We start from the raw sequence: 22,768 nt of genomic DNA, 5'->3' as shown, positions 1-22,768 counted from the left end.
TCCCGAATGCTGGATCTTGCCGGGGCAGGCAGGACATATCCGGCGCGATGGTCAGGAAATACAAAGCCACTCCCTGACCCCTGCTGTCAGAAGCCGATCATGGCATCGCCACCGAAGGTGAACATGCCTGTATTGCGGCCATCGTTGAACGGCGAGGTGCCGTTGAGCGAGCGGTCGAAGCGGATTTCGGGACGCAGGGCGAAAACGCGCACGCCATGACCCAGATCAGGCCGGTAGGTAACGCCCAGCGTCAGCGCACCATAGGTGGTGGCTGGCGCCGTCTGTACCGGAGCATAGCCGCCAAGGAAGGCGTTCATGTACGCCTGGTTCGTCAGGAAGTTGACGACGAACATGCCGCTGTTATCGCGATAGAGCTCGCCACGATAATTGAAGGTCAGGCTCGGGGTGATCTTGTACGCGGCAAAAGTAACAACGCTCCAGGTCTCGGCATGCAGGCCATCATCATGCAGGAAGTTGAATTCGCCCGTCAGGCTCAGTTTGTCATTGACCGTGTAGAAGGCGGCGATGTCATTCCACCAGCGTTGTGCCGTGTTGGCACGCGGGCCAATGGCGGCAACCGCGTTTTCAGGTCCGACGCGGGAGAGCTCGGCGATGTTCAGCTTGCCATGGGCGAGGCCGTTCAGGTTGAACCCGAAATACCCGGCTGCGGCATTGTTGTTGTCATTGCGGCCCCATGTGGTCTGATTGCCGGTATCGACGCCGAAATTGAAATCGAACATCGGGGTGACATGCCAGTGGAACATGGCGCCGAGATGCTCGAAGGGCACGGAATACTGCGACGTATAGGCCAGTGAGTAGAAGGGACGCAGCGTCGGGTCGAGCACCTCGACGCCCATGGGGGCGGGCAGGATGCCTGCCTGCATGTCGATGCCGCCCTTTGAGAGGATCGGTGCGTGAACATCGACATGGGCCTGAGCCGGAAGGAGCTGGTACCGGTCGCTCGTCATTTTGTTCGACAGGCCGAGCAGGTGGTAATAACGGGCGTCGGAACCGTAAAGCGCCTCGAGCATGAACCCGACCTGGAATTCGGATTTGGTCGGATCGATGGCCTTGGAGAGGGTGAGGCTGATCTGGTTTAGCTGCGCCTGATTGGCGTGATCGCCCAGAAAATTGCCGAAATTGATGCCGTTATCGGGGCGGGCCGGGTTGGCCATGATGCCGCCTTCGATGAGGCCGGAGAGATTGATGCCCTGCAGCCAGGGGTTGGACGCCGTCTTGAACAGGGCGATCTCGGCATGAGCCGATTCCTGCATCGCAGTTGTGGCGGCAAGCATGACCGCCATTGTTGCTGCTGCCCTGCAGCGGTTCTGGATGAACTGACCTATCAAATTCTTTACCCCTATTCAGAAGGGGTGTTCTCGCCCGTCAGGCCATAGTGAAAACAGAGGCAGGACTTTCCGTTTTCATAGGTTTCTCATAGGGGAGAGAATGCGGCTGGTGGCGGGGGGGGCGGTCACGCATTCTCGTATTCCCCATTACAATAACGTTTCTGCCGAGGCAGTATCGCAGGCCTAATCGCGAAGCTTGAAATTGGCCGTGGTGGAGGAGCCGCCGAGATATTTGAAGGTCAGGGGAACAGTTTCACCGACTTTGACCGTGTCTGGAAAGTTTCGACAGATCAGGTGATAGCCACCTTCGGGAAACACCATGGTCATGTCACCTGGTATGGTGAAATGCGAGAAGAGGCTTGCCGTATGGCTCGTGACTTCCTGCTCGCTGTGGAACGCTTCGATATCGGTGCAATCGGGCGATGTAACGCCAGAGATCAGATGAGCCTCGTGGCCCTTGTTGACGATTGTGAAATAGGCGGCGGCCAAACCGGGGTAATGCGGGGCACGCCGTATCCAGCCATCTATCGTGATGTCGCGATTGGCGTTTTTCTGCCCCGGAAGACTATTATCGTCCGTCTGTGCGCATGCTCCAGACGGGGCAAACGCCGCACCCGTCATGCAAACTGTCACGAGCGTTGCCAGAATAGCTTGCACTCTTTTCACCGATACGCTCCTTTCTGCCCCCGGTCCGTCAGGCCGGGTTCGTGCCATCATCTGCCCATCAGGGGGAAACTCTCATGAATTGTCCGTTCTGCGGCCATGAAGATACGCAGGTCAAGGATAGTCGTTCGACTGATGATGGTGCGGCAATCCGCCGTCGTCGTGTTTGTGCCGGCTGCGCACAGCGATTCACGACGATCGAACGGGTGCAGCTGCGTGAGCTGGTGGTGACAAAGATGGATGGGCGCCGTGTTCCCTTTGATCGGGACAAACTGGCGCGTTCGATCCGCATCGCGCTGCGCAAGCGCCCGGTCGAGGAAGAGCGGCAGGAGCGCATCGTGAACGGGCTGGTTCGCCAGCTCGAAGCATCGGGCGAGGCCGAAATTTCTTCGTCACGCATCGGCGAATTGGCAATGGATGCATTGCACAGTATCGACGGTGTCGCTTATGTGCGCTTTGCAAGTGTGTATCGTGATTTTCGCGAAGTAGAGGCTTTCTCGAAGCTCCTGACGGATATGCGTCCCGGCGAGGAGGGAGGGCTGCTGCCTGCTCCCGGTGAGCGTGAGAAAGACAAGGAAACAGGACAATGACCGACCAAGCCCAGACCAAGAACCCGCCCAAGCGTTCGCGCACCGTTGCCCGCGTTGCCGCCGTTCAGGCGCTGTTCCAGTGCGAGCAGGGTGGCGAGAATGCCGAGACGGTCATCAATCAGTTCCAGCGCCATCGTCTGGGGTCGAGCCAGGAAGACGGTTTTGAAGAGGGCTATGTGCCCGACGCCGATTTTCGTCTGTTCGGCCTGATCGTCAAGGGCGCGACCCTCTCTCAGGATCGTATCGACGAGGCTCTTGTTGGTGCGCTTCCGGCAAACTGGCCGCTTGCCCGTCTTGACCCCGTGCTGCGGGCCCTGCTGCGCGCAGCGTTGTGGGAGATGGGCGAAGACACACCGGCGCGCGTTGTGATCAATGAGTATCTCGATGTCGCCCATGGCTTCTTTGCAGGTGACGAGGCCCGTCTGGTGAATGGCGTTCTCGACGCTATCAGCAAGAACGGCGGCGCATCAAAAGAGACCGCTTCCCGGAACGAGCCTGACGCTGGCTGAAATGAGCGGCGGCGAGTTCGACTTCATCGAGCGTTTCTTCAAGCCGCTTGCGGGTGAGGGCGCGCTCGGGCTGAGTAACGATGCAGCCCTTTATGATGTGCCGTCAGGCAGGCAGCTCATCCTCTCGACCGATACGCTGGTCGAGGCCGTGCATTTTCTTCCGGACGATCCGGCCGAGACGATCAGCCGCAAATTGCTGCGTGTCAGCCTGTCAGACTGTGCGGCGATGGGGGCCGTCCCGAAGGCCTATCTGCTTAATATCAGCCGTCCCGCATCCTTTGACGATTTATGGTTTGCGAGCTTCAGCACCGGGCTTGCGCTCGATCAGGCCCGGTACGGCGTACATCTGCTGGGCGGCGATACCACCAGCACACGCGGGCCGCTCGTGCTTGGTCTGACCATCCTCGGCGAGGTGGCGCATGGCAGATCTGTCAGCCGGGCTGGCGCGGTAGCAGGAGACGATCTCTGGGTGACGGGCACGATCGGCGATGCAGCGCTCGGGTTGCAGGCTCTTCTTGGCGAGCTACCCGACCCGGATCAGTTCCTGACGGGGCGTTATCGTCTGCCACAGCCACGCGTCGGCTTCCCGCTGGAAGATTTTGCCAGTTCAGGCATGGATGTGTCTGACGGGCTGATTCAGGATGCCGGGCATCTGGCGCATGAAAGCGGCGTTGCCCTCGAGATTGATGCCGAGACCGTTCCTCTCTCGGCGCAGGCGCGTGCGGCGGGGGCTGCCTGGTTCGAAACCTGCCTGACTGGCGGCGACGATTATGAGCTTCTGTTTACCGCGTCACCGTCACAAGCCGGGCTGATCGAGGAAGCCGGAAAGGCGAGCGGTATCCCGGTGACGCGCATTGGCCGCGTCACGCCCGGTCGAGGCGTGCGTCTGCTCGACAGCGCCTATCGCGAGGTCAAGCTGTCACGCCAAGGATGGCAGCATTTCTGATCAGTAAAAAGGCCGCTCCGAAAGGGCGGCCTTTTTGCTTTCCGGGAGACGACCTTCTTCTCAGTGCGTCGTCTGATCGATCTCTTTTTCGTAGATGCGATGGATCTTGTTGGGTTCTGGCACCAGACGCTTGACCAGATTCAGCATCGGCGTGTTGGTGTCGAGGATCCACCCCAGTTCAACCGATTTGTAGGGAAGCGTTGCGCGACGGCGGATCAGTTCGTCGATGGCGAGAGAGGGCATGAGCGCCCCAAGCACGGTGCCGCGCACCTTGTGGGACACGCCAAGTAAGATGACGCGTGCTGATTCGAAGCGATGGGAGAGCAGGCGGACACCGAGCTTTGCCCAGTCGAGAGGGCTCGGCGCGCCATCGATATCGCGCACGATGTCGAAGATATTGGGCACCATCAGCGCCATGGCAGCGGGCTCGCCTGCATGGTCGATCTGCACATAATGCTCGGGACGCAGAACGAGCTTGAGCTGCTCGATCAGCCCCGTCATTTCGTAAGACTGAAGGGGCACGAAATTATAGGTGCCTGCCCAGGCATCGTTATAAAGCGAGCGCAGAACCTCGCCCTGCGCCGTAATCTGCTTTTTCGAGAGATGCGACACCGTCACATCGCCCAGCTTGCCCTGGCCGGGCTTGAGTGCGCCCGGGACGATATGCCTGTCGTCGAGATCGTCTGTGAGGTCGAGCTTGAAGGTCAGCAGATCACGCCCTGTCTCGAAACCATGGGCTTCGATGAGGCTGTGCAATTCGGGCGGGTGCCAGGGGGTGCCAATCATCGGCGCTTCGGTCTGACCTTCGATCATCAGGCCGGATTCACCATGATAGCCAAGGGTCACGGGGCCACGCATACGGGCCATGCCCTGATCACGCAGCCAGAGCTCTGCCGCGTCCAGCAGCGCCTTGACGATGGATTTTTCGGGCAGGGCATCAAAAGCGCCGAACCAGCCGATTTTCTCATCCCAGGCTTCAAGCGCCTTGCCATCCACAACGGCAGAGATGCGGCCAACAGCCACGCCATTGCGCCATGCCATGAAATAGCGAACCGAGGCGTGGCGGAAGATGCGGTTACGCTTGGGATCGAGCAGATCATTCTGCTCCATGTCGAGCGGTGGCATGTAACCCGCGCACTCCTTATAGAGGAGGCGAGGGAGCCGGATGAAAAGCTTGAGTTCCTTGCGGGAGATAACCGGTCTTACGGTTATGTCGGAAGCAGGATGCACAGGGTCGGAAGCGGGAGGGCTGGCGGGATTCATGCTGGCCTGCTCGGCCTTTTGCGGCCTGGTGACGGAGCGGGGAGTGACCACTCGGTCAGCGACAGGGGAGTCGGTGACAATCTGGCGGGAATCTGCTGCGTCCGGCAAGGTAAACTCTCTATTGCGATAGGCCGGTTGGACCTCAAGGCTTGACCGGAACACACCTTAATTGACGAAAGCGCGCTGAATGTCACGTCCAGAACGATTTGCAAAGGGACAGTTTGCACCCGATCATGCCCTTATCACCGGGGCGTCGGGCGGTCTGGGCCGGGCGCTGGCTCTTCATTACGCCCGGACGGGTACCCACCTTACGCTTTGGGGGCGCAACAGTCAGCGTCTCGAGGCCGTCGCATCAGCCTGCAGTCAGCGGGGCAGCACGGTCACCTGCCACGTTCTTGCTCTGGATGACCTCGATGCCGGAATTACCCAGTTCAGGCAGGATGATGCCCGCAAGCCTGTCGACCTGCTCGTTCTGAACGCCGGCGTTTCTGATATCCGGCCTGAGGGCGCGTTGACCGAAACGCTCGAGGCGGTGAAAGAGGCCGCGCTCATCAATTATGCCTCCCCGGTTACGCTGGCGACCGAGGCCGCCTCGGTCATGGCGCCCAGAAAGAACGGCCGTATCGTGATGATAGGGTCTGTCGCAGCGCATCACGATCTGCCTTTTGCCTCGGCTTACAGCAGTTCCAAAGCCGGGCTTGGGCGCTTTGCCACCTGTCTGCATGCTGCGATGGCGCCTCACAAGGTGGGCGTGACACTGATTGAACCCGGCTACATCGATACCGCGATGAGCCGAAGACTGGATGGTGCGAGACCCTTTTTGGTGACGGCCGAAAAGGCAGCGGCGCTCATTGCAGACGCGGTAGCGCGGAAGAAAGCCGTGTTGATCTTCCCCCGGCTTTTCAGCCTTCTCAAACTTGTCTCGATTCTGGTGCCCCGGCCAATTGCTCATCGCCTCCTGCGTTTGGCACGCGTCAAACAGAAAGCGCTCTGACCGGGAATTATGGTGCCAGGAGTTGACGCAGGCTGGATTGCCTGCGACTTCTTGCCGCAAGAAACGCCTGATCGTCAGCCGGGGCTGGTCGTATTCAGGCATCTCCTTATGTAATGGAGCAAGTGATGCAGGATATTGTCACCGTCGATATTGGAGGCACGAACGCACGTTTTGCGATCGCCAAGGTCGATCAGGGGCGTGTTGTCGAGCTTGGCGAGGCGACCACTCTCCGCACGGCAGATCATGCGAGCCTTGCCCTTGCCTGGGAGGCCTTTGGTCGAACGATCAATCGCGAATTGCCGCGTTATGCCGGTATCGCCATCGCCTGTCCTATTCAGGGCGAAACGCTGAAGATGACCAATAATCCCTGGATCATCCAGCCCGCCATGCTGGCAGAGCGTCTGCATCTCGAGGATTTCACCCTCGTCAATGACTTTGGTGCGGTCGGTCACGCCGTGGCCCAGATCGATGATCAGTATCTCGAGCATCTCTGTGGTCCGGATCGCCCTCTGCCCACCGAAGGGACGACCACCATCGTAGGCCCGGGTACGGGCCTTGGCGCTGCGTGTCTTCTGCGTCGCAAGGGGCAGTATTTCGTCATCGAGACTGAGGGCGGTCATATCGATTTTGCCCCGCTCGACGAGTTTGAAGACAAGATCCTGCGCGCTTTGCGCCGCCGTTTCCGCCGTGTTTCGGCTGAGCGTATCGTCTCTGGTCCCGGCCTGACCAATCTCTACGAAATCATCGCCGAGATGCAGGGCCTGCCCATCACCATGCGCGACAACAAGGCGTTGTGGGAAATGGCCATGGAAGGTCGTGATTCGATGGCGGCTGCCGCACTTGAGCGCTTCTTTCTGTCGCTTGGCGCTGTTGCTGGCGATCTCGCTCTTGCCCATCGGGCACAGGGCGTCGTAATTGCCGGTGGTCTCGGCCTGCGTGTCGCTGACAAGCTGCCGCATTCGGGCTTTGCCGAGCGCTTTGTCGCAAAGGGCCGGTTCGAAAGCATGATGGGCGATATGCCTGTCAAGATCATCACCCATCCGCAGCCGGGTCTTTTCGGCGCTGCTGCTGCCTTTGCTTCGGATCATCCCGAGCTCTGAGACGTGACGCGGCAAGAAGGCACGTCAATACGAGAGAGCGTCAGGGCGTTTTCGCCTCGCTCTCTCAAGTATGGCGGTAGTCACGCAAAGAAACATAAGCGGTTTCCCGCTGAAAGGCCCGGCCTCTGGTCGGGCCTTTTTCGTTATTCGCTCTTTGGAAAGAACTATCGTTACTTTTCATCAGGAGCGCTTGCCTGTCGTCAAGAAAATGTGCTTTTGCGTCCTGGCAGTCTTTGCTTATACCAAGAATAATTACAATAATGTAACCTGAACGCGGCATTTCAGGCGTGATCGGACATAGAGGCCAGACATGAAAATCGTTCCGACCACAGAAGGGCATGAGCCCGTTCAGGCAGAGGCCAAACGCAAGCCTTTCTATAAGCATACCTATTTTCAGGTTCTGTTCGCGATCGTGATCGGCTCCCTGATCGGCCATTTTGCCCCCGAAACGGGGCAGGCGCTTCGCCCGTTCGGTGACGGCTTCATCCGCCTGGTGAAGATGATCATCCCGCCGGTGATCTTCCTGACGATCGTGACCGGGATTGCCGGCATGCGCGATCTGCGCGCCGTTGCTCGCGTGGCAGGGAAGACCTTCGGCTATTTCCTGTTTTTTTCGACGCTTGCTCTCATTGTCGGGCTGATCACTGCCAATGTCATCCGGCCTGGGGCGGGCATTCATGCCAAGATCGGCGCTGCTGGCGACTACAGCGCCAGTGTCGCGGGCTATATCGGCAAGGCGCATGAGAGCAGCATCACCGAGTTCGTGCTGAACATCATCCCTGATACGTTTGTCTCAGCGCTGACGACGGGCAATATCCTGCAGGCCCTGTTCGTCGCCATTCTGACGGGCGTCGGTCTCGCCCTGATGGGCGAGCGTGGCGCGCGTGTTTATGACGTGCTTGAAGAAATTTCGGCAGTTGCGTTTCGTATCGTCGCCATTCTGATGAAGGCTGCACCAATCGGCGCTTTCGGTGCCATGGCGTTTACGGTTGGCAAATACGGCGCAAGCAGCCTAGCCGATCTCGCCACACTGGTCGTCACCTTCTACCTGACTGCCATCATCTTCGTTGTGGTCATTCTGGGCCTTGTCGGTCGTCTGGCCGGGTTCTCCATCCTGCGTCTGATCGCCTATCTCCGCGCCGAGCTGCTGCTGGTTCTAGGCACGTCATCCTCCGAGAGCGCACTGCCGAGCCTCATGGCCAAGATGGAGCAGGCTGGCTGCCCCAAGAGCATTGTCGGACTGGTCGTTCCGATGGGCTATTCGTTCAACCTCGATGGCACGAATATCTACATGACCCTTGCGGCGCTTTTCATCGCGCAGGCCTACGACATTCATCTCAGCTTCGGGCAACAGATCCTGCTGCTTGGCATGGCGATGCTTTCATCAAAGGGCGCAGCCGGTGTGACGGGGGCAGGTTTCATCACGCTGGCTGCCACACTCTCCATTCTGCCGACCATACCGGTTGCCGGTATCGCGCTCATTCTGGGTGTTGATCGCTTCATGAGTGAATGCCGCAGCCTGACGAACTTCATTGGCAATGCCGTGGCGGCAATTGTCGTGGCGCGATGGGAAGGCGTACTCGATCGCAAGCAACTGGCCCAGGCTCTTGGCGGTCACGCCTCCGGCCTTGCGGCCCCACCTGTCATTCCCGAGTGAGAAACAGGGGCTGAGCCCATGGCAAATCATTATTCGCCTTTCACGCGCCTCCGGCTTGTCGGAGTGGCGACGACCGCTCTTTGCCTGTGGGGCGGGCTATCTTCTGCATTCGCGCAGCAAGGGCATAACCCTGCGCCGGATCCTGCGTCGCAGACGCGCGCGCCTGCTGAACCCGCCGTCAGTACCTACCCTGCGCCCGCAGCGGGCGATGGACTGACGACGTCTGGCTATAACCTCTCACGCTGGGCCGAAGACTGGACGAAGATGCGCGACGCAAAGAACCGTCGTGACTTTCTGGATCGTCTGAAGTTCATCCCACTCAACAAGAAACAGAATATCTATCTGACCTTTTCAGGTGAAATGCGCCTGCGCCTGAACCAGACGAGCAATCCCAATCTGAAGAAAGGGCCTGCCCAGCGTCAGGACATCATGCGCCTTGTCGGCGGTGCTGATCTGCATATCACACGCTATTTCCGCGCATTCGGCGAGCTCGCCCATGGCGGTGTCTCCGGGCCGAATATCGGTGTCCCTGCGGCCAGCATGCGCAACAAACTGCTGCTTCAGCAATATTTTGCCGAAGCCGATGCGCCGTTGCCTAACCTCAATGCAGGGGTGCGGTACGGTCGTCAGGAATTTACCGATGGCGCCAATCTCATGACTTCGCAGCGCGATAACAATACGCTGCGCTTCGTCCTGAACGGCACACGGTTCTGGCTGCGGGGCAAGAAGCTTCGCGGTGATTTTTTCGATTTTCACTATACGCTGCTCGGGCGGGGGGGGGCGCGTGACGATGTGATCGATCGGGGGATACGCTTCTCCGGCGGTACGGCAGGGATCGTGATCCCCACAAGCTTCATGGGCAAATCCAAACTGTTTCTGGACCCGTTTGTCTGGCGTCTGCGCAATCGACGTGCGGTCTGGGGAAGTGGCCCTGCGAGGGAAGACCGTCTGTATTACGGCATGCGTCTGTGGGGCGACGTCGATCGTCTGACTGTCGACTGGGTCGCGAATTACCAGGGTGGCCATTATGACGGTCGGCGTATCGAGGCATTTCAGGTATTTCTCGCCCAGACCTATCGGCTCGGGTCATCGCGCACGGCACCGCGCATCGGCCTGCATGGCGACTACGCCAGTGGCGGTGGGGCGTTCGGCAAGGGAACGTTGCGCAATGCCCTCGCACCCTTTGGTAATAATATCTACTACAGCTATCAGCTCTTTCTGACGCCCACCAATCTGATCGCCCTGGCGCCAAATATCACTGTCTCGCCCATCGAGAGTCTGCGTCTGACCGTCGAGCACCAGTTTGCATGGCGGGCCAGCCTGACAGATGCTGTCTATCGTGCCAATGGCACGGCATTTTCCGGCACACAAAAGACCCATGCGCGTCGTGTCGCGCAGGCCACCCGTGTGCAGGGTGTCTGGACATGGACTCCGCGATTGAGCTTCACCGGGCGATATGAACATCTTCAGGCTGGCCCGGCACTGACGCGAGCTGGCTATACCAGCTCCGATTTTGTGGCGGGCTGGGCGAATTATCGTTTCTGAAAGGCAGCTCGCCAGAGTTTGAATGCGCCAAAGGGCCTCCCTGACCGTTGACCTCATGAAACGCCGTTATCGAGACGGCTGGTTTCCGAGCCTCGGAAAGAAGGTGCATGAAAAAGATCGTAAAAATCGCGGCAGGAGCGGGGTTTTCATCCGATCGCATCCTGCCAGCGCAGGATCTCGCAGAGCGCGCAGACATCCATTATCTCGTTTTCGAATGTCTGGCCGAGCGCACCATCGCGCTTGCCCAGCGTGAAAAGCAGAGCCATCCCGAACTTGGCTATAATGAGTGGCTAGAAGACAGGATGCTGGCCTGTCTTGCGCCTTGCCATCGGCGCGACATTACCATCATCACCAATATGGGGGCGGCGAACCCGCAAGCGGCGGGAGCAAAGATCGCCGAGGTCGCACGGCAACTGGGGTTGCGGGGTCTGAGGATTGCCGTCGTCACAGGTGATGATGTTCTGGACGCGTGCAAAGCGGTCGACTACCCGCTGATGGAACGCAGTGCGACGCTCTCTTCACTGGGTGAGACAATCGTCTCGGCCAATGCCTATACCGGCTCCGAGGCTGTGGTGGCGGCGCTACGCATGGGGGCCGATGTGATCGTGACCGGGCGTATCGCCGATCCGTCGCTTTTTCTGGCGCCTCTGATTCACGAATTCGGCTGGGACCCGGAAGACTGGGATCTGATCGGCAAGGGCATTCATATGGGGCATCTGCTCGAGTGCAGCGCCCACGCAACCGGCGGATATTTTGCCGATCCGGGTTTCAAGGACGTGCCTGACCCGGCCCGGATCGGCTTTCCGATTGCCGAAGTCGAGGCCGATGGCAGTTTCATCGTGACCAAGCTGCCGGGCAGCGGGGGTGTGGTGACGCCGCGGACGCTGAAAGAGCAGACGCTCTATGAGGTGCACGATCCGGCTCATTATCCAACAGCCGATTGCGTGGCTGATTTCAGTCAGGTGCAGTTCGAACAGATCGCTGCGGACAGGGTTCGCGTTACAGGGGCGCAGGGTCATCCAAGGCCCGAGTGCCTCAAGGTTTCGGTCGGTTATGTCGACAGCTATATCGGCGAGGGGCAGATCGGCTATTGCGGTCCGAATGCTCTCGCAAGAGCGCAACTGGCTCTTGAAATGGTGCGTCAGCGTCTGATCGATGCCGGTATCGAGACGACGGAAGACCGTTTTGAGCTGATCGGCGTCAACGCTGTGCGCCGTGGGGTGCGTATCGCCCCTGTTTCCGAACCGGAGGAGATTCTCATTCGCGTGGCCTGTCGTACGGCCGACATGCGCATGGCCCGGCGCGTCGGGCATGAGGTCGAGGCGCTCTGGCTCAATGGTCCCGCAGGCGGGGGTGGCGCAAGGCGAAGCGCAAATGAGGTGCTGGCTATCGTCTCGGTCCTGATACCGCGTGAGCTAGTTCGTACCGTCGTTGATTATCTGGAGAGCTGAGCCATGATCCTGCATGACATCGCCCATGCCCGCGCGGGCGACAAGGGCAATATTTCCGACATCTCGGTGATCGCCTATGAGCCCGAAGATTACGAGTATCTGCGTCTCTATGTGACGTCAGAGCGGGTCAGGGCCCATTTCGGAAACATGGTGAAAGGGCGCGTGGAGCGCTTCGAGGTGCCCGCACTGGCTGCCCTCAAATTTGTTCTGCATGATGCACTCGAGGGCGGGGTCACGCGGACCCTGAATCTCGACATTCATGGCAAGAGCCTCAGCTCGTCGCTGCTTGCCATGACATTGCCGGACCGACACCGGTCAGATCTGCGCTGAGGAAATCAGCGCAGCCCGAGCCGGGTCTGATAGGTGACGGGAAAGAGCGACAGCGCCTTCAACCAGGGCGTCGTGTCGGCGTCATCGTCGAGAAGGACACAATCGACACCGCATGTGCGCAGGAATTGCGCCTGATCAGGGATCAGATGGCCTTCAGCACGTATCTCACCGGCGAAGCCATAATACTCGCGTAATGCACGCGCCTGGGTAAAGCCGCGCCCGTCACGGAAGATCGGGAAGGTGACGATAATCAGGTCGAGATGATCGAGCGCCGTACCAAGCGTCTCGACATCGAATTCCGGTGTCAGGCGAATGGCGCGTGTTGTCTCGGTCATCTCGGCAACCGGTATAATTTCGAGACTCGCCGGGGCCGGATGCCGGGCCGGAGCGAGATCAAACTGTTTCATAGGCTGCTTCCTTGAAGGGGGCGTCGCCGAGACGTGTCAGCGTATCGAGAAACTGCTCACCCTTTTCACGTACGCTCAGATAACGATCGACGATGCGGGCGATGGCATCGACCATGTCGTCTTCAGGCAGGGCCGCCCCCAGAATATCGCCGGTGCGGGACAGCGCGTCATCGCGCCCGCCCAGCGTGATCTGGAAGAATTCCTCGCCGCGCTTGTCGACACCAAGCAGGCCGATATGCCCGACATGATGATGTCCGCACGCGTTGATGCAGCCGGAGATATTGATGCGCAGCTTGCCGATTTCTTCCTGCAGCGCATTATCGCCAAAGCGCGCACTCAGTTTCTGCGCAATCGGGATCGACCGCGCATTGGCGAGTGCGCAGTAATCGAGGCCGGGGCAGGCGACGATATCGCCTATCAGCTCATGATTTGCGTCACCAAGCCCGATGGCATTGAGTGCCTGCCACAGTTCCAGCAGGCGATCCTGCGCCACATGGGCCAGAACCACGTTCTGAAGATGGGTGATACGCAGCTCGCCAAACGAAAACTGGTCTGCCAGATCGGCAAGGCGGTCGAGCTGGTCTGAGGTCGCATCGCCAGGAATGCCGCCAGCAGGCTTGATCGATACCGTCACCGCAATGCGACCCGGCGCGAAATGCGGATGGGTATTGCTGCGCACCCAGCGATCAAAGGCAATGTCGCTCTGACGGTCTGCCTTGAGGCGTGATTCGGCATCGGGGGATGCCGTCAGATCCGGCGCCGCGAACCGGGCCTTGATGGCGGCAACCGTCTCGGGGTCGAGGCGATAATGCTCAGGGTTCATCAGCGACAATTCATGCTCGACAGCCTTGCGATAGCCGTCGATGCCGAGCGCCTGAACGAGAATCTTGATGCGCGCCTTGTAGATGTTATCGCGGCGGCCATAGGCGTTGTAGACGCGCAGTGCCGCTTCGAGCGTCATCAGCAGGTCGGCTTCCGGCACGGAATCGAAAAGCTCATGTCCCACCAGAGGTGTGCGTCCCAGACCGCCCCCGACGAAGATGCGGAAGAGCGGTCCGTTTTCGCCCGGGCGCGCAAGAATGCCGATATCATGAAAGCGCGCGGCCACGCGGTCATGCGGGCTGCCGGAAATGGCGATCTTGAATTTGCGCGGCAGGAACGTGAATTCGGGATGCAGCGTCGACCACTGGCGCAGGATCTCGGCATGGACGCGCGGGTCCATCAGCTCGTCTGCGGCGGCGCCGGCAAACTGGTCGCAGGTCACGTTGCGTATGCAATTGCCGCTGGTCTGGATGGCATGCATGTCGACATCAGCGAGCTGCCGCAGGATCTCGGGCGTTTCCTCGAGCTTGATCCAGTTGAACTGGATGTTCTGCCTGGTGGTGAAATGGCCGTAATCGCGGTCATAGCGCCGGGCGATATGGGCGAGTTTGCGCATCTGGCGCGAGTCGAGCACACCATAGGGAATGGCGACGCGCAGCATATAGGCGTGGAGCTGAAGATAGAGACCATTCATCAGCCGCAGGGGCTTGAATTCGTCTTCTGTCAGATCGCCGCTGAGACGACGCTGAACCTGCCCCTCGAATTCGGCAATGCGCGAGGCGAGAAACTCACGATCTGCCGTCTGATACTGGTAGAGTCCGACTGGCGCATTCATGCGTTCAACTCCGTAGCAAATTGCGGATGAATTGTCGGGCCGAAAGCCCTGATCCGCTCCCTGACACTGACCGGTGCAGCTATTGCGCCGGGCCTTACCACAACCTCATACACGCCCACGACACCATCGTTCTGGGCCGATTTTATGGCAGCATCGAGTGCCGATTCGTATTCCTCGGGCGAGAGAATGGCAGCATGGGCGATGGAGCGCTGCCAGCTGCCACTGGCATCGCGCCAGACGATCAGCCCGTCGAGCAGTCTGTTGGCCGTCAGCACGAGTGCCTCGCCAGCGCCTATGCGTATCGCCCGTTTCATGATCGCTCCCGCCTTGTTTGAGCTTTTCACTGCGTGGTTTATAAACTATCCACGATGATCGTGTGTTTATATCACAGGAAACCGTGGCGGGAGCAAGGCGCTAATCCACGCTCCTGTTCAGGAAATTGCGCTTTCGCCTCTTGCGGCGGGGGAGAATTGCCGCATACCGGACCTGTTAACCCAGCGTGGAGCCGAGACGATGCCTGAACGTCCCCCCTTGTCGAAAGAAATTTTTCGCGATGCCATGGCGCGTCTTGCCAGCGCCGTCACGATCATCACCACGGATGGCGAAAACGGACGCCACGGTTTTACCGCCTCGGCCGTATGCAGTGTCTCGGATGATCCAGCGACCCTTCTGGTCTGCGTCAATCGCACGGCATCGACCCATGCGCATCTGGTGCGCCACGGCCTGCTGGCCATCAATATCCTGACCCACGATCAGGAATCGCTTTCCACCCTGTTCGGCAGCTCGCGCTACGACATGGAGACGCGTTTTGCTGCCGGGCGGTGGCGTACCGGCGAGATCGGTATGCCGCTGCTTGAGGGGGCGCTTGTCTCACTTGAATGCCGCATCAGCCTCACGCAGGAGATCGGCACCCATAGTGTGTTCTTTGTCGAGCCGCTCTGTGCGGAATTCACCCGTGAGGAAGCTTCCGGTCTGGTCTGGTTCGACCGCGCCTATCGCCGGGCCTGAGCCGACAGCAGGCGCATAGCCTGTCAAATCTGATCGAGAAGTGCCTCGATTGTGTCGATCTGGAAGGCCTTCTGGATGAGAGTGCGCCCTGTCAGCAGGGCGCGACGACGCGCCTCGATTTCGTTCTCACGGTTCGACCCGGCCTCGTAATCGGCGATCTGTGCAAAGCCGATTGTGCGTCTGATCAGCTCGAGCCCTGCAAAACCGGCGCAATCATGCAGGATCTGCTGGAAGAAGCGTGTCCGTTCGGCGGCGCAGGAGGCGGGTCTGGTCAGTGAGGCCATATCCCCGCGCTGTGCGCCTGCCTCCCAGCGCTCCAGATAGGCGCGCCGGAAACTCGACCAGAGCAACGCGATTTCATCGCGCATCCAGTCATCATGCTCTGGCTGGGCGTAAGCGTTCATCGCCAGATTGGCGAGAAACATTCCCAGATCGAACCCGATAGGCCCGTAAAGCGCAAATTCGCCGTCGATCACCCGGACATCGTCGCCCGAAATCATGACTGAGCCGGTATGCAGATCGCCATGAAGCAGGGCCTGGCTGCTTGAGAGAAAGCGCTCCTGCATTCGCTCTACGGCTGCGTGAAGCACGCTGTCTGTCTGGAGTGACTCGACCAGATCGTCGAGTTCCGGGCTGATCCACCGATTGCGAGGGCAGTCGGTACGATAGGGGTCGGTCAGAACCAGATCGACGGTAATGCGTGTCAGCGCCAGATTGCGGGAGAACAGATCGCGCAGCGCATAGACATCCTCGAAGGCGAGAGCGCGCCATGAGGTGGCATAGCTGGCATGGCCGACAAATTCGCCGATACGCGCGGCAAACCCGGCAGGCGCCACACCGGCGATCAGCGCGTTGCGCAGGACATGATGGGTGGAAAGGTTCTCCATCACGATAAGGAAGAGCCCTTCATCGAGATGATAAAGCTCCGGGATCTGATGGCCCACAGCGGGGCTGAGTGCCTGCATCCAGCGCGCCTCGAACAGGGTGCGCTCGAGCGGCATGGCCCAGGCCGGGTCGACACGGACATAGGGCAGGGATTGCTTGCAGCAGACGCTTCCCGCCGGGCCGGAGACGATGAAGACCGTGTTCAGATTGCCATCACTGACTTCGCGAGCGGTCCAGTCGGCAGAGTTGCCACCGAGCCGGGTTTGCATGGGGGCAAGGGAAGAGAGGTAGTCGATCAGTGTCGAGGCGGTGAGGGGGCGGTAGGCGCTCATGGGGCAAGACGCTCCAGCAGGGCGCGCGTCGTGGGGAGAACGCGCGATGTGAGAGGGGCGATCTCGTGCCAGGGGTGGCACTCGAGCGCGTCATATTCATCATTGGCGCGGGCACGCCAGGCGGTCTCAATGTCGGCGAAACCCAGACTGGTCCGGATGGCAAATCCAAGATCGACGATATGGGTGGTGTCATGCTCGCAGGCGAGAAAAGGCCCGCTGATGCTTACGGCCTCGCCAAGGCCGATTTCTTCTTCCAGTTCCGCGAGAAGCTGCGCTTTCAGATCAATCGTCTTGTCACCGGGCCGGGCCTCGACACTGCCGGCGGGCACCCCCTGCCAGTAGCCGGGGAGATAGAGCGATTTAGGGTTCCGACGACCCAGAACGACACCTTCAGGGCAAATCAGCAGGGCGGTTACGGCCAGTGAGCGCAGGCGCAACTGGGCGGCGAGCTCGGGAGACCGCATCTGGGCGAGAACCCAGCGATACTCACACCAGAACCCTGATAGGGTATTCTCAGTCAGATCCGAAAGGCAGAAAACACGTCCGTTATAGAGCCCGGGATGCTTCTGCCGCGTCTCCTGCCAGATGGATTCTATGCCTTGCTCCAGTGCCGGGTCGGTCACTGTCGGCGGCTCGTGACAGGTGACGGCGATATCGGGCGAGAGGGTGGTCAGGGTCCAGTTTTGCGTGATCGGGTTCATGACTGACCTTCATGGGCGGCAAGCAGGGCGTTGAGTTCAGCAAACAGATCGTCGGATAATTTGCCCGCGCAGGAGTGGGCATTGTCCTGCATCTGTGCCACCGATGTGGCGCCTGCGATGATGCTGCCCACAGCCTCGTGCCGAAGCAGCCATCCAAAAGCCAGATCGGCCAGACTTACTTCATGGCGCTGCGCGAGGGCTGCGAGTGCATCGAGCAGCTCCCATACCGGGGCGCCTTGATAGCGGTCCTGAAGATAGGTCCAGGCCGCCAGACGCGACCCTGAAGGCGGCGGTGTGTCTTTTCGGTATTTCCCTGTGAGCATCCCTGAGGCAAGCGGGAAATAGGGAAGCAGCCCGAGTCCGAACTGTCTGAGCGCGGGCAGGAGATCGGTCTGTGCCTTGCGGTCGAGAAGGGACAGCTCATCCTGACAGGAGATGATCCCGGCCAACCTGTCACGTCGGGCAATATGGCAGGCATCGACGACCTGCCACGCAGGCAGGTTCGAGACGCCCGCATACCGTATCTTGCCTGCGCGAGTCAGATCATCGAGTGCGTGGAGTGTCTCTTCGAGCGGCGTATGCGGGTCGGGGCAGTGTAGCTGGTAAAGGTCGATCCAGTCGGTCCGCAGCCGCTTCAGACTCGCTTCGACAGCCTGCATGATGTAGCGGCGTGACGCCCCGGAGGCATGGCCAGACGGATCGGGACCCGAAACCATGCTCATGCCGAATTTCGTCGCAATGACAGCGTTGGTGCGTTTGCCTGCAAGCGCGGCGCCGAGCGCTTCTTCCGACGCTCCGGCATGGGCATCGCGACGTCCATACACATCGGCGACGTCGAAAAATGTTACCCCCAGATCGAGCGCGGCATCCACGAGATGGCAGGACTGGGCCTTGTCGATACGACCGCCCAGATTATTGCAGCCAAGGCCAAGTTCCGACACGATCAGGCCAGACTGCCCGAGAGAGCGATAGCGCACATCAGCCTCCTCAATTTGCGAACCAACTCTAGATCAGGCGTGGCCGCACGCAAAATCTTGCAGCGATGAGGCTATTGAAAAGCCGGGTTAGGGCAGATCCAGCCGGACAGAAACAGGGCAGTGATCGGACAAGGTCAGACCGGATTCTTCCGGTCGGTAGGTAAGAACGCGCAGACTATCCCTGACGAGCCATTTCCTCGCCGGACCCCCAAGAAGGATATGATCGATAAAGTAGTTGCCGCCCTCGCATGGATTGGCAAAGCCGCTGGTTACCAGAACCGGGTCGATGCCCTGTGTCATGTGCAGATAATAGGGATCGTGCATTGTGAGGCGTCGATTGAAATCACCGAGCACGGCATAGGCCTCGCCTTCATCATCGCGTTCGGTCATCCAGTTGGCGATCAGATCGATCTGTTCACGCAGGATCGGGCAGGCATGTCCATTTTCCTTCCATGTCCTGTCCCAGCATCCCGATTTGAGATGCGCGACCAGCAAGCGAAGGATTTGTGTCCCGTTGGTGATGGTCACATCCAGGCCGGGGCGCAGGGCATGGCCGCCATGCGAGGGAGAGCGGTCGAAGTCACGCAGTTCCTCGTGGGCAACCATTCGCCAGGGCGGATGCAGGACGAGCCCGATATTCTGGGCAATTGGTGCTGTGGTGAGAAGCAGCGTGTCGTCAGGTGAGGGGAAGAGCCGCTTGAGTGCAGCTTCGTCACTGACTTCCTGAACCGCCACGATATCGGCATTCAGGCGATGGGCGATATCCGAAAGGGCGGCCCAGTCACGGGTACCACGATGAGGGATATTGGCTGGTAGTTGGGGGGCGGACACCGGGAGAAGCGTCAGCCAGTCAAGATTCCATGTGGCGATCTTGATTGGGGCCGCTTCCGCCGCATGGGACAGAGCCCATACGGCGAGAAACAGGCAGTAACGAAGCTTAGACGGTGATGCCAAGATCGCCGAGAACATCGCGTACCGTACGTTCCTTGCGCGACTGCTCATCGATCACGACAACCTGGCCGGTGCCGATGTCATAGAACCAGCCCTGAAGGGCGAGCTCGCCGGCAGCCAGACCACCGACAACGGCAGGATGGGTGCGCAGATGGGCGAGCTGGAGCAGGACGTTCTGCTGTGCGAGTTCGCGCACTGTCTCCGGACCGGCATCCTCAGCCTTGAACGGTCCGAGTGCGGCGCGCGCGGCTTCGGCATTGCGCAGCCAGCGCTGCACTGTCGGCATGGCATCGAATTTCGGATTGTTCAGGTCGCACAGGGCACCCATCGCACCGCAATTGGAGTGACCGCAGACGACGATATGCTTCACCTTGAGCACCAGCACGGCATATTCGATGGCCGAGGATACGGCACCGAGCATTTCGCCATGCGGAGGGACGATATTGCCGACATTGCGCACGATGAACAGGTCACCCGGAGCAGTCTGGGTGATCATGCTCGGGTTGATACGGCTGTCGGAGCAGGTGATGAACAGGGTGGAAGGCGACTGGCCTTCGGCAAGGCTCTCGAAGAGCTCACGGTGCTCTTCGTAAACCTCGTCGTCGAAATGCTGCACGCCCTTGAGCAGGGTGATCAAGCTGTTTTCGATTTCGCTTTTCATCGAGACCTCATCTGAAAAAGGGATGTGGCTTGCTGTGAGTTTTACGCCACACCTGGAACTCAGACAGCTTCGATGCCGTGGATTTGATGAGGTGTCCATGCCGGATCGGCATGGTTCACCCTTTGTCATGAAGCCTCAGGCAGAAAGCGTTTTTCTAAGTGAATCGAAAACCGCCTCGCTGTTGGCCTGCGGTCCACCAGCCTGCGCCATGTCGGGACGACCGCCGCCGCCCTTGCCACCCATCTCGGCCGAGGCCAGACGCACCAGATCTACCGCGCTGAAACGGTCATTCAGATCCTTGGTGACGGCCACGACAACGCTGCCTTTGCCCTCGGCCGTCGAGATCAGCGCGACGACGCCGCTTCCGATCTGCTTGGTGATGGCTTCAGCAACGTTCTTCAGCTCGCGTGGGGCCACATCGCCAAGGTCACGCGGCACGAAGGTGATGCCGTTGATGGTCTCGCTGGCCGAATCGGCCTGACCGGTGGCGAGGCGCTTCTGCAGCTCGGACACCTGACGCTCGAGCGCACGGCGTTCCTCAACCAGAGCAGCCAGACGGTCGGGTGCCTCGGCCACAGTCGCCTTGAGCAGGTCGGCCATGCGACGCAGCCGCTCGTCTGCCTCGATCGCCAGACGGTCAGCAGCGACGCCACAGACCGCCTCGATACGGCGCACACCAGCCGAAACGCCGCTTTCCGAAACGATGCGGAAGGGGCCGATCTCGCCTGTGCGACCCACATGGGTGCCGCCACAGAGCTCGATCGAATAGGCGCCACGCGATTCGTCGCCCAGCCCCATGGAGACCACGCGCACCTCATCGCCATATTTTTCGCCGAACAGCGCCATGGCGCCTTCTGCCACGGCGGTTTCGGGAGTCATGATGCGTGTTTCGACGGCGCTGTTCTCGCGAATGCGGGCATTCACCTCGCGCTCGACCAGTGCCAGCTCTTCTGTCGTGATGGGGCGGGGCTGCGACACGTCGAAGCGCAGGCGCTCTGGCGCATTGAGGCTGCCCTTCTGGGCGACATGATCGCCAAGCTGGCGACGCAGCGCCTCATGCAGCAGATGGGTGGCCGAGTGATGACCACGGACCGCCTGACGTCGCGTATGGTCGATTTCTGCCGTTACCGACATGCCCGGGCGCAGCGTGCCCTCAACCACACGGCCGTAATGCACCAGCAGGTCTCCATTGCGCTTCATCGTGTCGGTAATCTCGACACGCACGCCTTCGCCCACCAGCACACCGTGATCACCAACCTGACCACCGCTCTCGCCATAGAACGGCGTCTGGTTGAGCAGGACAGCAACCTCGTCACCCGAGGCAGCGCTGTCGCTTTCGATGCCGGATTTTGCAATCAGAAGAACCTCGGCGTCGCTCTTCTCCGAGCTGTAGCCAAGGAATTCCGAGGCGCCGAAACGCTCGCGGGCGTCGAACCAGATGGTCTCTGCGGCGGCATCGCCGGAGCCGACCCAGGCGGCACGGGCGCGGGCGCGCTGTTCTGCCATGGCGGCTTCGAACCCGGCGACGTCGACCGTGCGGCCCTGTTCACGCAGCGCATCCTGGGTCAGGTCAAGCGGGAAGCCGAATGTATCATAGAGCTTGAAGGCCACATCACCCGGCAGGGCGCCGCCTTCGGCGACGCGGGCCGTCTCGTCTTCGAGCAGCGACATGCCGCGCTCGAGCAGGGCGGTAAAGCGTTCTTCCTCACCCTTCATGGTCTCGGCGATGAGCGACTGATGCTGCACCAATTCCGGATAGGCAGAGCCCATCTGGCGGATCAGCGCGGGCAGCAGGCGATAGAATACCGGCTCGGTGGCGCCCAGACGCTGCAGATGGCGCATGGCGCGGCGCATGATGCGACGCAGCACATAGCCGCGACCGTCCTTGGACGGCATGACGCCATCGGCAATCAGGAAGGCTGTCGAGCGCAGATGGTCGGCCACTACCCGATGGCTGGCGCGCAGCGCCCCATCAGGATCGGTGCTGAGCGCGTTGGCGGTCGCCTCGACAAGGCTGCGCAACACGTCTGTGTCATAGACGTCGCGCTTGCCCTGCATGACGGCAGCAAAGCGCTCCAGGCCCATGCCCGTATCGATCGAGGGGCGCGGCAGAGGCGCGCGCGTGCCCGGAGGCCCTTCGAGATACTGCATGAAGACGAGATTCCAGATCTCGACGAAACGATCACCGTCCTCTTCCGGCGAGCCCGGAGGGCCACCCCAGACATCGGGTCCGTGATCGAAGAAGATTTCCGAGCAGGGGCCGCAGGGGCCGGTATCGCCCATGCGCCAGAAATTATCGGCTGTCGGAATGCGGATGATCTTCTCTTCCGGCAGGCCGGCGATCTTGCGCCAAAGACCTGCGGCTTCCTCATCCTCGGCATAGACCGTGGCCAGCAGCTTTTCCTTGGGGAGGCCATAGCCCTTGGTCAGTAGGTTCCAGGCGAACTCGATCGCTTCGGCCTTGAAATAGTCGCCAAAGGAGAAATTGCCGAGCATTTCGAAAAAGGTCAGGTGGCGGGCGGTATAACCCACATTGTCCAGATCGTTATGCTTGCCGCCTGCGCGGACGACCTTCTGGGCCGTCGTGGCGCGGGAATAGGGGCGGGTTTCCTGCCCGGTGAACACGTTCTTGAACGGCACCATGCCAGCATTGGTGAAGAGCAGGGTCGGGTCGTTCTGCGGCACCAGCGAGGCCGAAGGCACGATCTTGTGGCCATGGTCTCCGAAATACTTCAGAAACGCGCTGCGCAGCTCATTTGTTGTGGTGTTATGGATCGAAGTGGTCATGGCGC

Annotated in this window: 22 protein-coding genes; 10 read left to right on the top strand and 12 right to left on the bottom strand. The window is 60.2% G+C overall.

Annotated elements, in window-relative coordinates; translation table 11 throughout:
* Positions 1–86: 86 nt before the first annotated feature.
* Both AA105894_RS00170 and AA105894_RS00165 read right to left on the bottom strand, forming a co-directional pair.
* A complete protein-coding gene (locus tag AA105894_RS00170; RefSeq protein WP_267309988.1) occupies positions 87–1,304 on the bottom strand; it encodes a porin in 1,218 nt (405 codons plus the stop codon).
* A 228-nt stretch (positions 1,305–1,532) separates the two neighbouring features.
* Entirely contained in the window at positions 1,533–2,015 is a 483-nt protein-coding gene (locus AA105894_RS00165; protein ID WP_267309987.1) for a copper chaperone PCu(A)C, read from the bottom strand.
* 74 nt (positions 2,016–2,089) lie between these two features.
* Here AA105894_RS00165 and nrdR point away from each other — a divergent pair, with 74 nt between their 5' ends.
* Genes nrdR through thiL form a run of 3 tightly spaced genes read left to right on the top strand, consistent with a single transcriptional unit; the run spans position 2,090 to position 4,057 of the window.
* Entirely contained in the window at positions 2,090–2,602 is a 513-nt protein-coding gene (gene nrdR / locus AA105894_RS00160; RefSeq protein ID WP_188426372.1) for a transcriptional regulator NrdR, read from the top strand.
* Positions 2,599–3,111 carry a transcription antitermination factor NusB gene (nusB, locus tag AA105894_RS00155; protein ID WP_267309986.1) on the top strand — a complete coding sequence of 171 codons (513 nt, stop codon included), beginning with the start codon at positions 2,599–2,601 and terminating at the stop codon, positions 3,109–3,111. Before nrdR ends, nusB begins: the two co-directional genes overlap by 4 nt.
* 1 nt (position 3,112) lies before the next feature.
* A complete protein-coding gene (gene thiL / locus AA105894_RS00150) occupies positions 3,113–4,057 on the top strand; it encodes a thiamine-phosphate kinase (protein WP_267309985.1) in 945 nt (314 codons plus the stop codon).
* A gap of 60 nt (positions 4,058–4,117) precedes the next feature.
* Here thiL and AA105894_RS00145 read toward each other — a convergent pair whose 3' ends face one another.
* Complete coding sequence (locus tag AA105894_RS00145) at positions 4,118–5,428, bottom strand: hypothetical protein (RefSeq protein WP_373316692.1); 1,311 nt, start codon at positions 5,426–5,428, stop codon at positions 4,118–4,120.
* A gap of 79 nt (positions 5,429–5,507) precedes the next feature.
* Here AA105894_RS00145 and AA105894_RS00140 point away from each other — a divergent pair, with 79 nt between their 5' ends.
* The 6 genes from AA105894_RS00140 to AA105894_RS00115 all read left to right on the top strand — a co-directional run bounded on the left by AA105894_RS00140 (position 5,508) and on the right by AA105894_RS00115 (position 12,397).
* Positions 5,508–6,314, top strand: a complete 807-nt coding sequence (locus tag AA105894_RS00140; RefSeq protein WP_267309984.1) for an SDR family NAD(P)-dependent oxidoreductase — start codon at positions 5,508–5,510, stop codon at positions 6,312–6,314.
* 125 nt (positions 6,315–6,439) lie between these two features.
* A complete protein-coding gene (glk, locus tag AA105894_RS00135) occupies positions 6,440–7,414 on the top strand; it encodes a glucokinase (RefSeq protein WP_188426548.1) in 975 nt (324 codons plus the stop codon).
* Positions 7,415–7,724: 310 nt separating this feature from the next.
* Entirely contained in the window at positions 7,725–9,071 is a 1,347-nt protein-coding gene (locus tag AA105894_RS00130) for a dicarboxylate/amino acid:cation symporter (RefSeq protein ID WP_267309983.1), read from the top strand.
* A gap of 18 nt (positions 9,072–9,089) precedes the next feature.
* On the top strand, positions 9,090–10,616 hold the full coding sequence (locus AA105894_RS00125; protein WP_267309982.1) for an alginate export family protein: 1,527 nt from the start codon (positions 9,090–9,092) through the stop codon (positions 10,614–10,616).
* 107 nt (positions 10,617–10,723) lie between these two features.
* Positions 10,724–12,067, top strand: a complete 1,344-nt coding sequence (locus AA105894_RS00120; protein ID WP_267309981.1) for an acyclic terpene utilization AtuA family protein — start codon at positions 10,724–10,726, stop codon at positions 12,065–12,067.
* Between the two features lie 3 nt (positions 12,068–12,070).
* Positions 12,071–12,397, top strand: coding sequence for an AtuA-related protein (locus tag AA105894_RS00115; RefSeq protein WP_267309980.1), 327 nt, complete (start codon positions 12,071–12,073; stop codon positions 12,395–12,397).
* A 5-nt stretch (positions 12,398–12,402) separates the two neighbouring features.
* On the opposite strand, the gene AA105894_RS00110 is transcribed toward AA105894_RS00115, so the two are convergent.
* Genes AA105894_RS00110 through AA105894_RS00100 form a run of 3 tightly spaced genes read right to left on the bottom strand, consistent with a single transcriptional unit; the run spans position 12,403 to position 14,775 of the window.
* On the bottom strand, positions 12,403–12,804 hold the full coding sequence (locus AA105894_RS00110) for a DUF934 domain-containing protein (protein WP_267309979.1): 402 nt from the start codon (positions 12,802–12,804) through the stop codon (positions 12,403–12,405).
* Positions 12,791–14,461, bottom strand: a complete 1,671-nt coding sequence (locus tag AA105894_RS00105) for a nitrite/sulfite reductase (RefSeq protein WP_267309978.1) — start codon at positions 14,459–14,461, stop codon at positions 12,791–12,793. Before AA105894_RS00105 ends, AA105894_RS00110 begins: the two co-directional genes overlap by 14 nt.
* Positions 14,458–14,775 carry a DUF2849 domain-containing protein gene (locus AA105894_RS00100; protein WP_267309977.1) on the bottom strand — a complete coding sequence of 106 codons (318 nt, stop codon included), beginning with the start codon at positions 14,773–14,775 and terminating at the stop codon, positions 14,458–14,460. Before AA105894_RS00100 ends, AA105894_RS00105 begins: the two co-directional genes overlap by 4 nt.
* Positions 14,776–14,974: 199 nt before the next feature.
* On the opposite strand from AA105894_RS00100, the gene AA105894_RS00095 reads away from it, so the two are divergent.
* Positions 14,975–15,469 carry a flavin reductase family protein gene (locus tag AA105894_RS00095; RefSeq protein WP_188426383.1) on the top strand — a complete coding sequence of 165 codons (495 nt, stop codon included), beginning with the start codon at positions 14,975–14,977 and terminating at the stop codon, positions 15,467–15,469.
* A gap of 23 nt (positions 15,470–15,492) precedes the next feature.
* Here the strand turns inward: AA105894_RS00095 and mtnK are convergent, their stop codons facing one another.
* The 6 genes from mtnK to alaS all read right to left on the bottom strand — a co-directional run bounded on the left by mtnK (position 15,493) and on the right by alaS (position 22,763).
* On the bottom strand, positions 15,493–16,686 hold the full coding sequence (gene mtnK / locus AA105894_RS00090; protein WP_267309976.1) for an S-methyl-5-thioribose kinase: 1,194 nt from the start codon (positions 16,684–16,686) through the stop codon (positions 15,493–15,495).
* Positions 16,683–17,387 carry a hypothetical protein gene (locus AA105894_RS00085; RefSeq protein ID WP_267309975.1) on the bottom strand — a complete coding sequence of 235 codons (705 nt, stop codon included), beginning with the start codon at positions 17,385–17,387 and terminating at the stop codon, positions 16,683–16,685. Before AA105894_RS00085 ends, mtnK begins: the two co-directional genes overlap by 4 nt.
* Entirely contained in the window at positions 17,384–18,364 is a 981-nt protein-coding gene (locus tag AA105894_RS00080; RefSeq protein WP_267309974.1) for an aldo/keto reductase, read from the bottom strand. The genes AA105894_RS00085 and AA105894_RS00080 overlap by 4 nt, the downstream gene beginning before the upstream one ends.
* A gap of 87 nt (positions 18,365–18,451) precedes the next feature.
* On the bottom strand, positions 18,452–19,333 hold the full coding sequence (locus AA105894_RS00075; RefSeq protein ID WP_267309973.1) for an endonuclease/exonuclease/phosphatase family protein: 882 nt from the start codon (positions 19,331–19,333) through the stop codon (positions 18,452–18,454).
* A complete protein-coding gene (locus AA105894_RS00070) occupies positions 19,302–19,976 on the bottom strand; it encodes a carbonic anhydrase (protein WP_188426388.1) in 675 nt (224 codons plus the stop codon). The genes AA105894_RS00075 and AA105894_RS00070 overlap by 32 nt, the downstream gene beginning before the upstream one ends.
* 135 nt (positions 19,977–20,111) lie before the next feature.
* Positions 20,112–22,763: an alanine--tRNA ligase gene (gene alaS / locus AA105894_RS00065; RefSeq protein WP_267309972.1), complete on the bottom strand. Its 2,652-nt coding sequence runs from the start codon at positions 22,761–22,763 to the stop codon at positions 20,112–20,114.
* Positions 22,764–22,768 lie beyond the last annotated feature (5 nt).

Origin of the sequence: Asaia spathodeae NBRC 105894 (genome assembly GCF_025994195.1) — a bacterium.
GTDB classification, from domain to species: Bacteria; Pseudomonadota; Alphaproteobacteria; order Acetobacterales; family Acetobacteraceae; genus Asaia; species Asaia siamensis.
Note: the sequence above shows the minus strand (reverse complement) of the source record. Positions and strands in the feature narration are given on the sequence as shown.

Bases quoted from the DNA above. Each gene is read 5' to 3' on its own strand.
- AA105894_RS00140 (WP_267309984.1), top strand. From the start codon at position 5,508: ATGTCACGTCCAGAACGATTTGCAAAGGGACAGTTTGCACCCGATCAT.
- AA105894_RS00075 (WP_267309973.1), bottom strand. From the start codon at position 19,333: ATGTTCTCGGCGATCTTGGCATCACCGTCTAAGCTTCGTTACTGCCTG.
- AA105894_RS00070 (WP_188426388.1), bottom strand. From the start codon at position 19,976: ATGAAAAGCGAAATCGAAAACAGCTTGATCACCCTGCTCAAGGGCGTG.
- AA105894_RS00170 (WP_267309988.1), bottom strand. From the start codon at position 1,304: ATGGCGGTCATGCTTGCCGCCACAACTGCGATGCAGGAATCGGCTCAT.
- AA105894_RS00110 (WP_267309979.1), bottom strand. From the start codon at position 12,804: ATGAAACAGTTTGATCTCGCTCCGGCCCGGCATCCGGCCCCGGCGAGT.
- AA105894_RS00130 (WP_267309983.1), top strand. From the start codon at position 7,725: ATGAAAATCGTTCCGACCACAGAAGGGCATGAGCCCGTTCAGGCAGAG.
- nrdR (WP_188426372.1), top strand. From the start codon at position 2,090: ATGAATTGTCCGTTCTGCGGCCATGAAGATACGCAGGTCAAGGATAGT.
- mtnK (WP_267309976.1), bottom strand. From the start codon at position 16,686: ATGAGCGCCTACCGCCCCCTCACCGCCTCGACACTGATCGACTACCTC.
- glk (WP_188426548.1), top strand. From the start codon at position 6,440: ATGCAGGATATTGTCACCGTCGATATTGGAGGCACGAACGCACGTTTT.
- AA105894_RS00095 (WP_188426383.1), top strand. From the start codon at position 14,975: ATGCCTGAACGTCCCCCCTTGTCGAAAGAAATTTTTCGCGATGCCATG.
- AA105894_RS00125 (WP_267309982.1), top strand. From the start codon at position 9,090: ATGGCAAATCATTATTCGCCTTTCACGCGCCTCCGGCTTGTCGGAGTG.
- AA105894_RS00100 (WP_267309977.1), bottom strand. From the start codon at position 14,775: ATGAAACGGGCGATACGCATAGGCGCTGGCGAGGCACTCGTGCTGACG.
- thiL (WP_267309985.1), top strand. From the start codon at position 3,113: ATGAGCGGCGGCGAGTTCGACTTCATCGAGCGTTTCTTCAAGCCGCTT.
- AA105894_RS00105 (WP_267309978.1), bottom strand. From the start codon at position 14,461: ATGAATGCGCCAGTCGGACTCTACCAGTATCAGACGGCAGATCGTGAG.
- AA105894_RS00115 (WP_267309980.1), top strand. From the start codon at position 12,071: ATGATCCTGCATGACATCGCCCATGCCCGCGCGGGCGACAAGGGCAAT.
- nusB (WP_267309986.1), top strand. From the start codon at position 2,599: ATGACCGACCAAGCCCAGACCAAGAACCCGCCCAAGCGTTCGCGCACC.
- AA105894_RS00120 (WP_267309981.1), top strand. From the start codon at position 10,724: ATGAAAAAGATCGTAAAAATCGCGGCAGGAGCGGGGTTTTCATCCGAT.
- alaS (WP_267309972.1), bottom strand. From the start codon at position 22,763: ATGACCACTTCGATCCATAACACCACAACAAATGAGCTGCGCAGCGCG.
- AA105894_RS00085 (WP_267309975.1), bottom strand. From the start codon at position 17,387: ATGAACCCGATCACGCAAAACTGGACCCTGACCACCCTCTCGCCCGAT.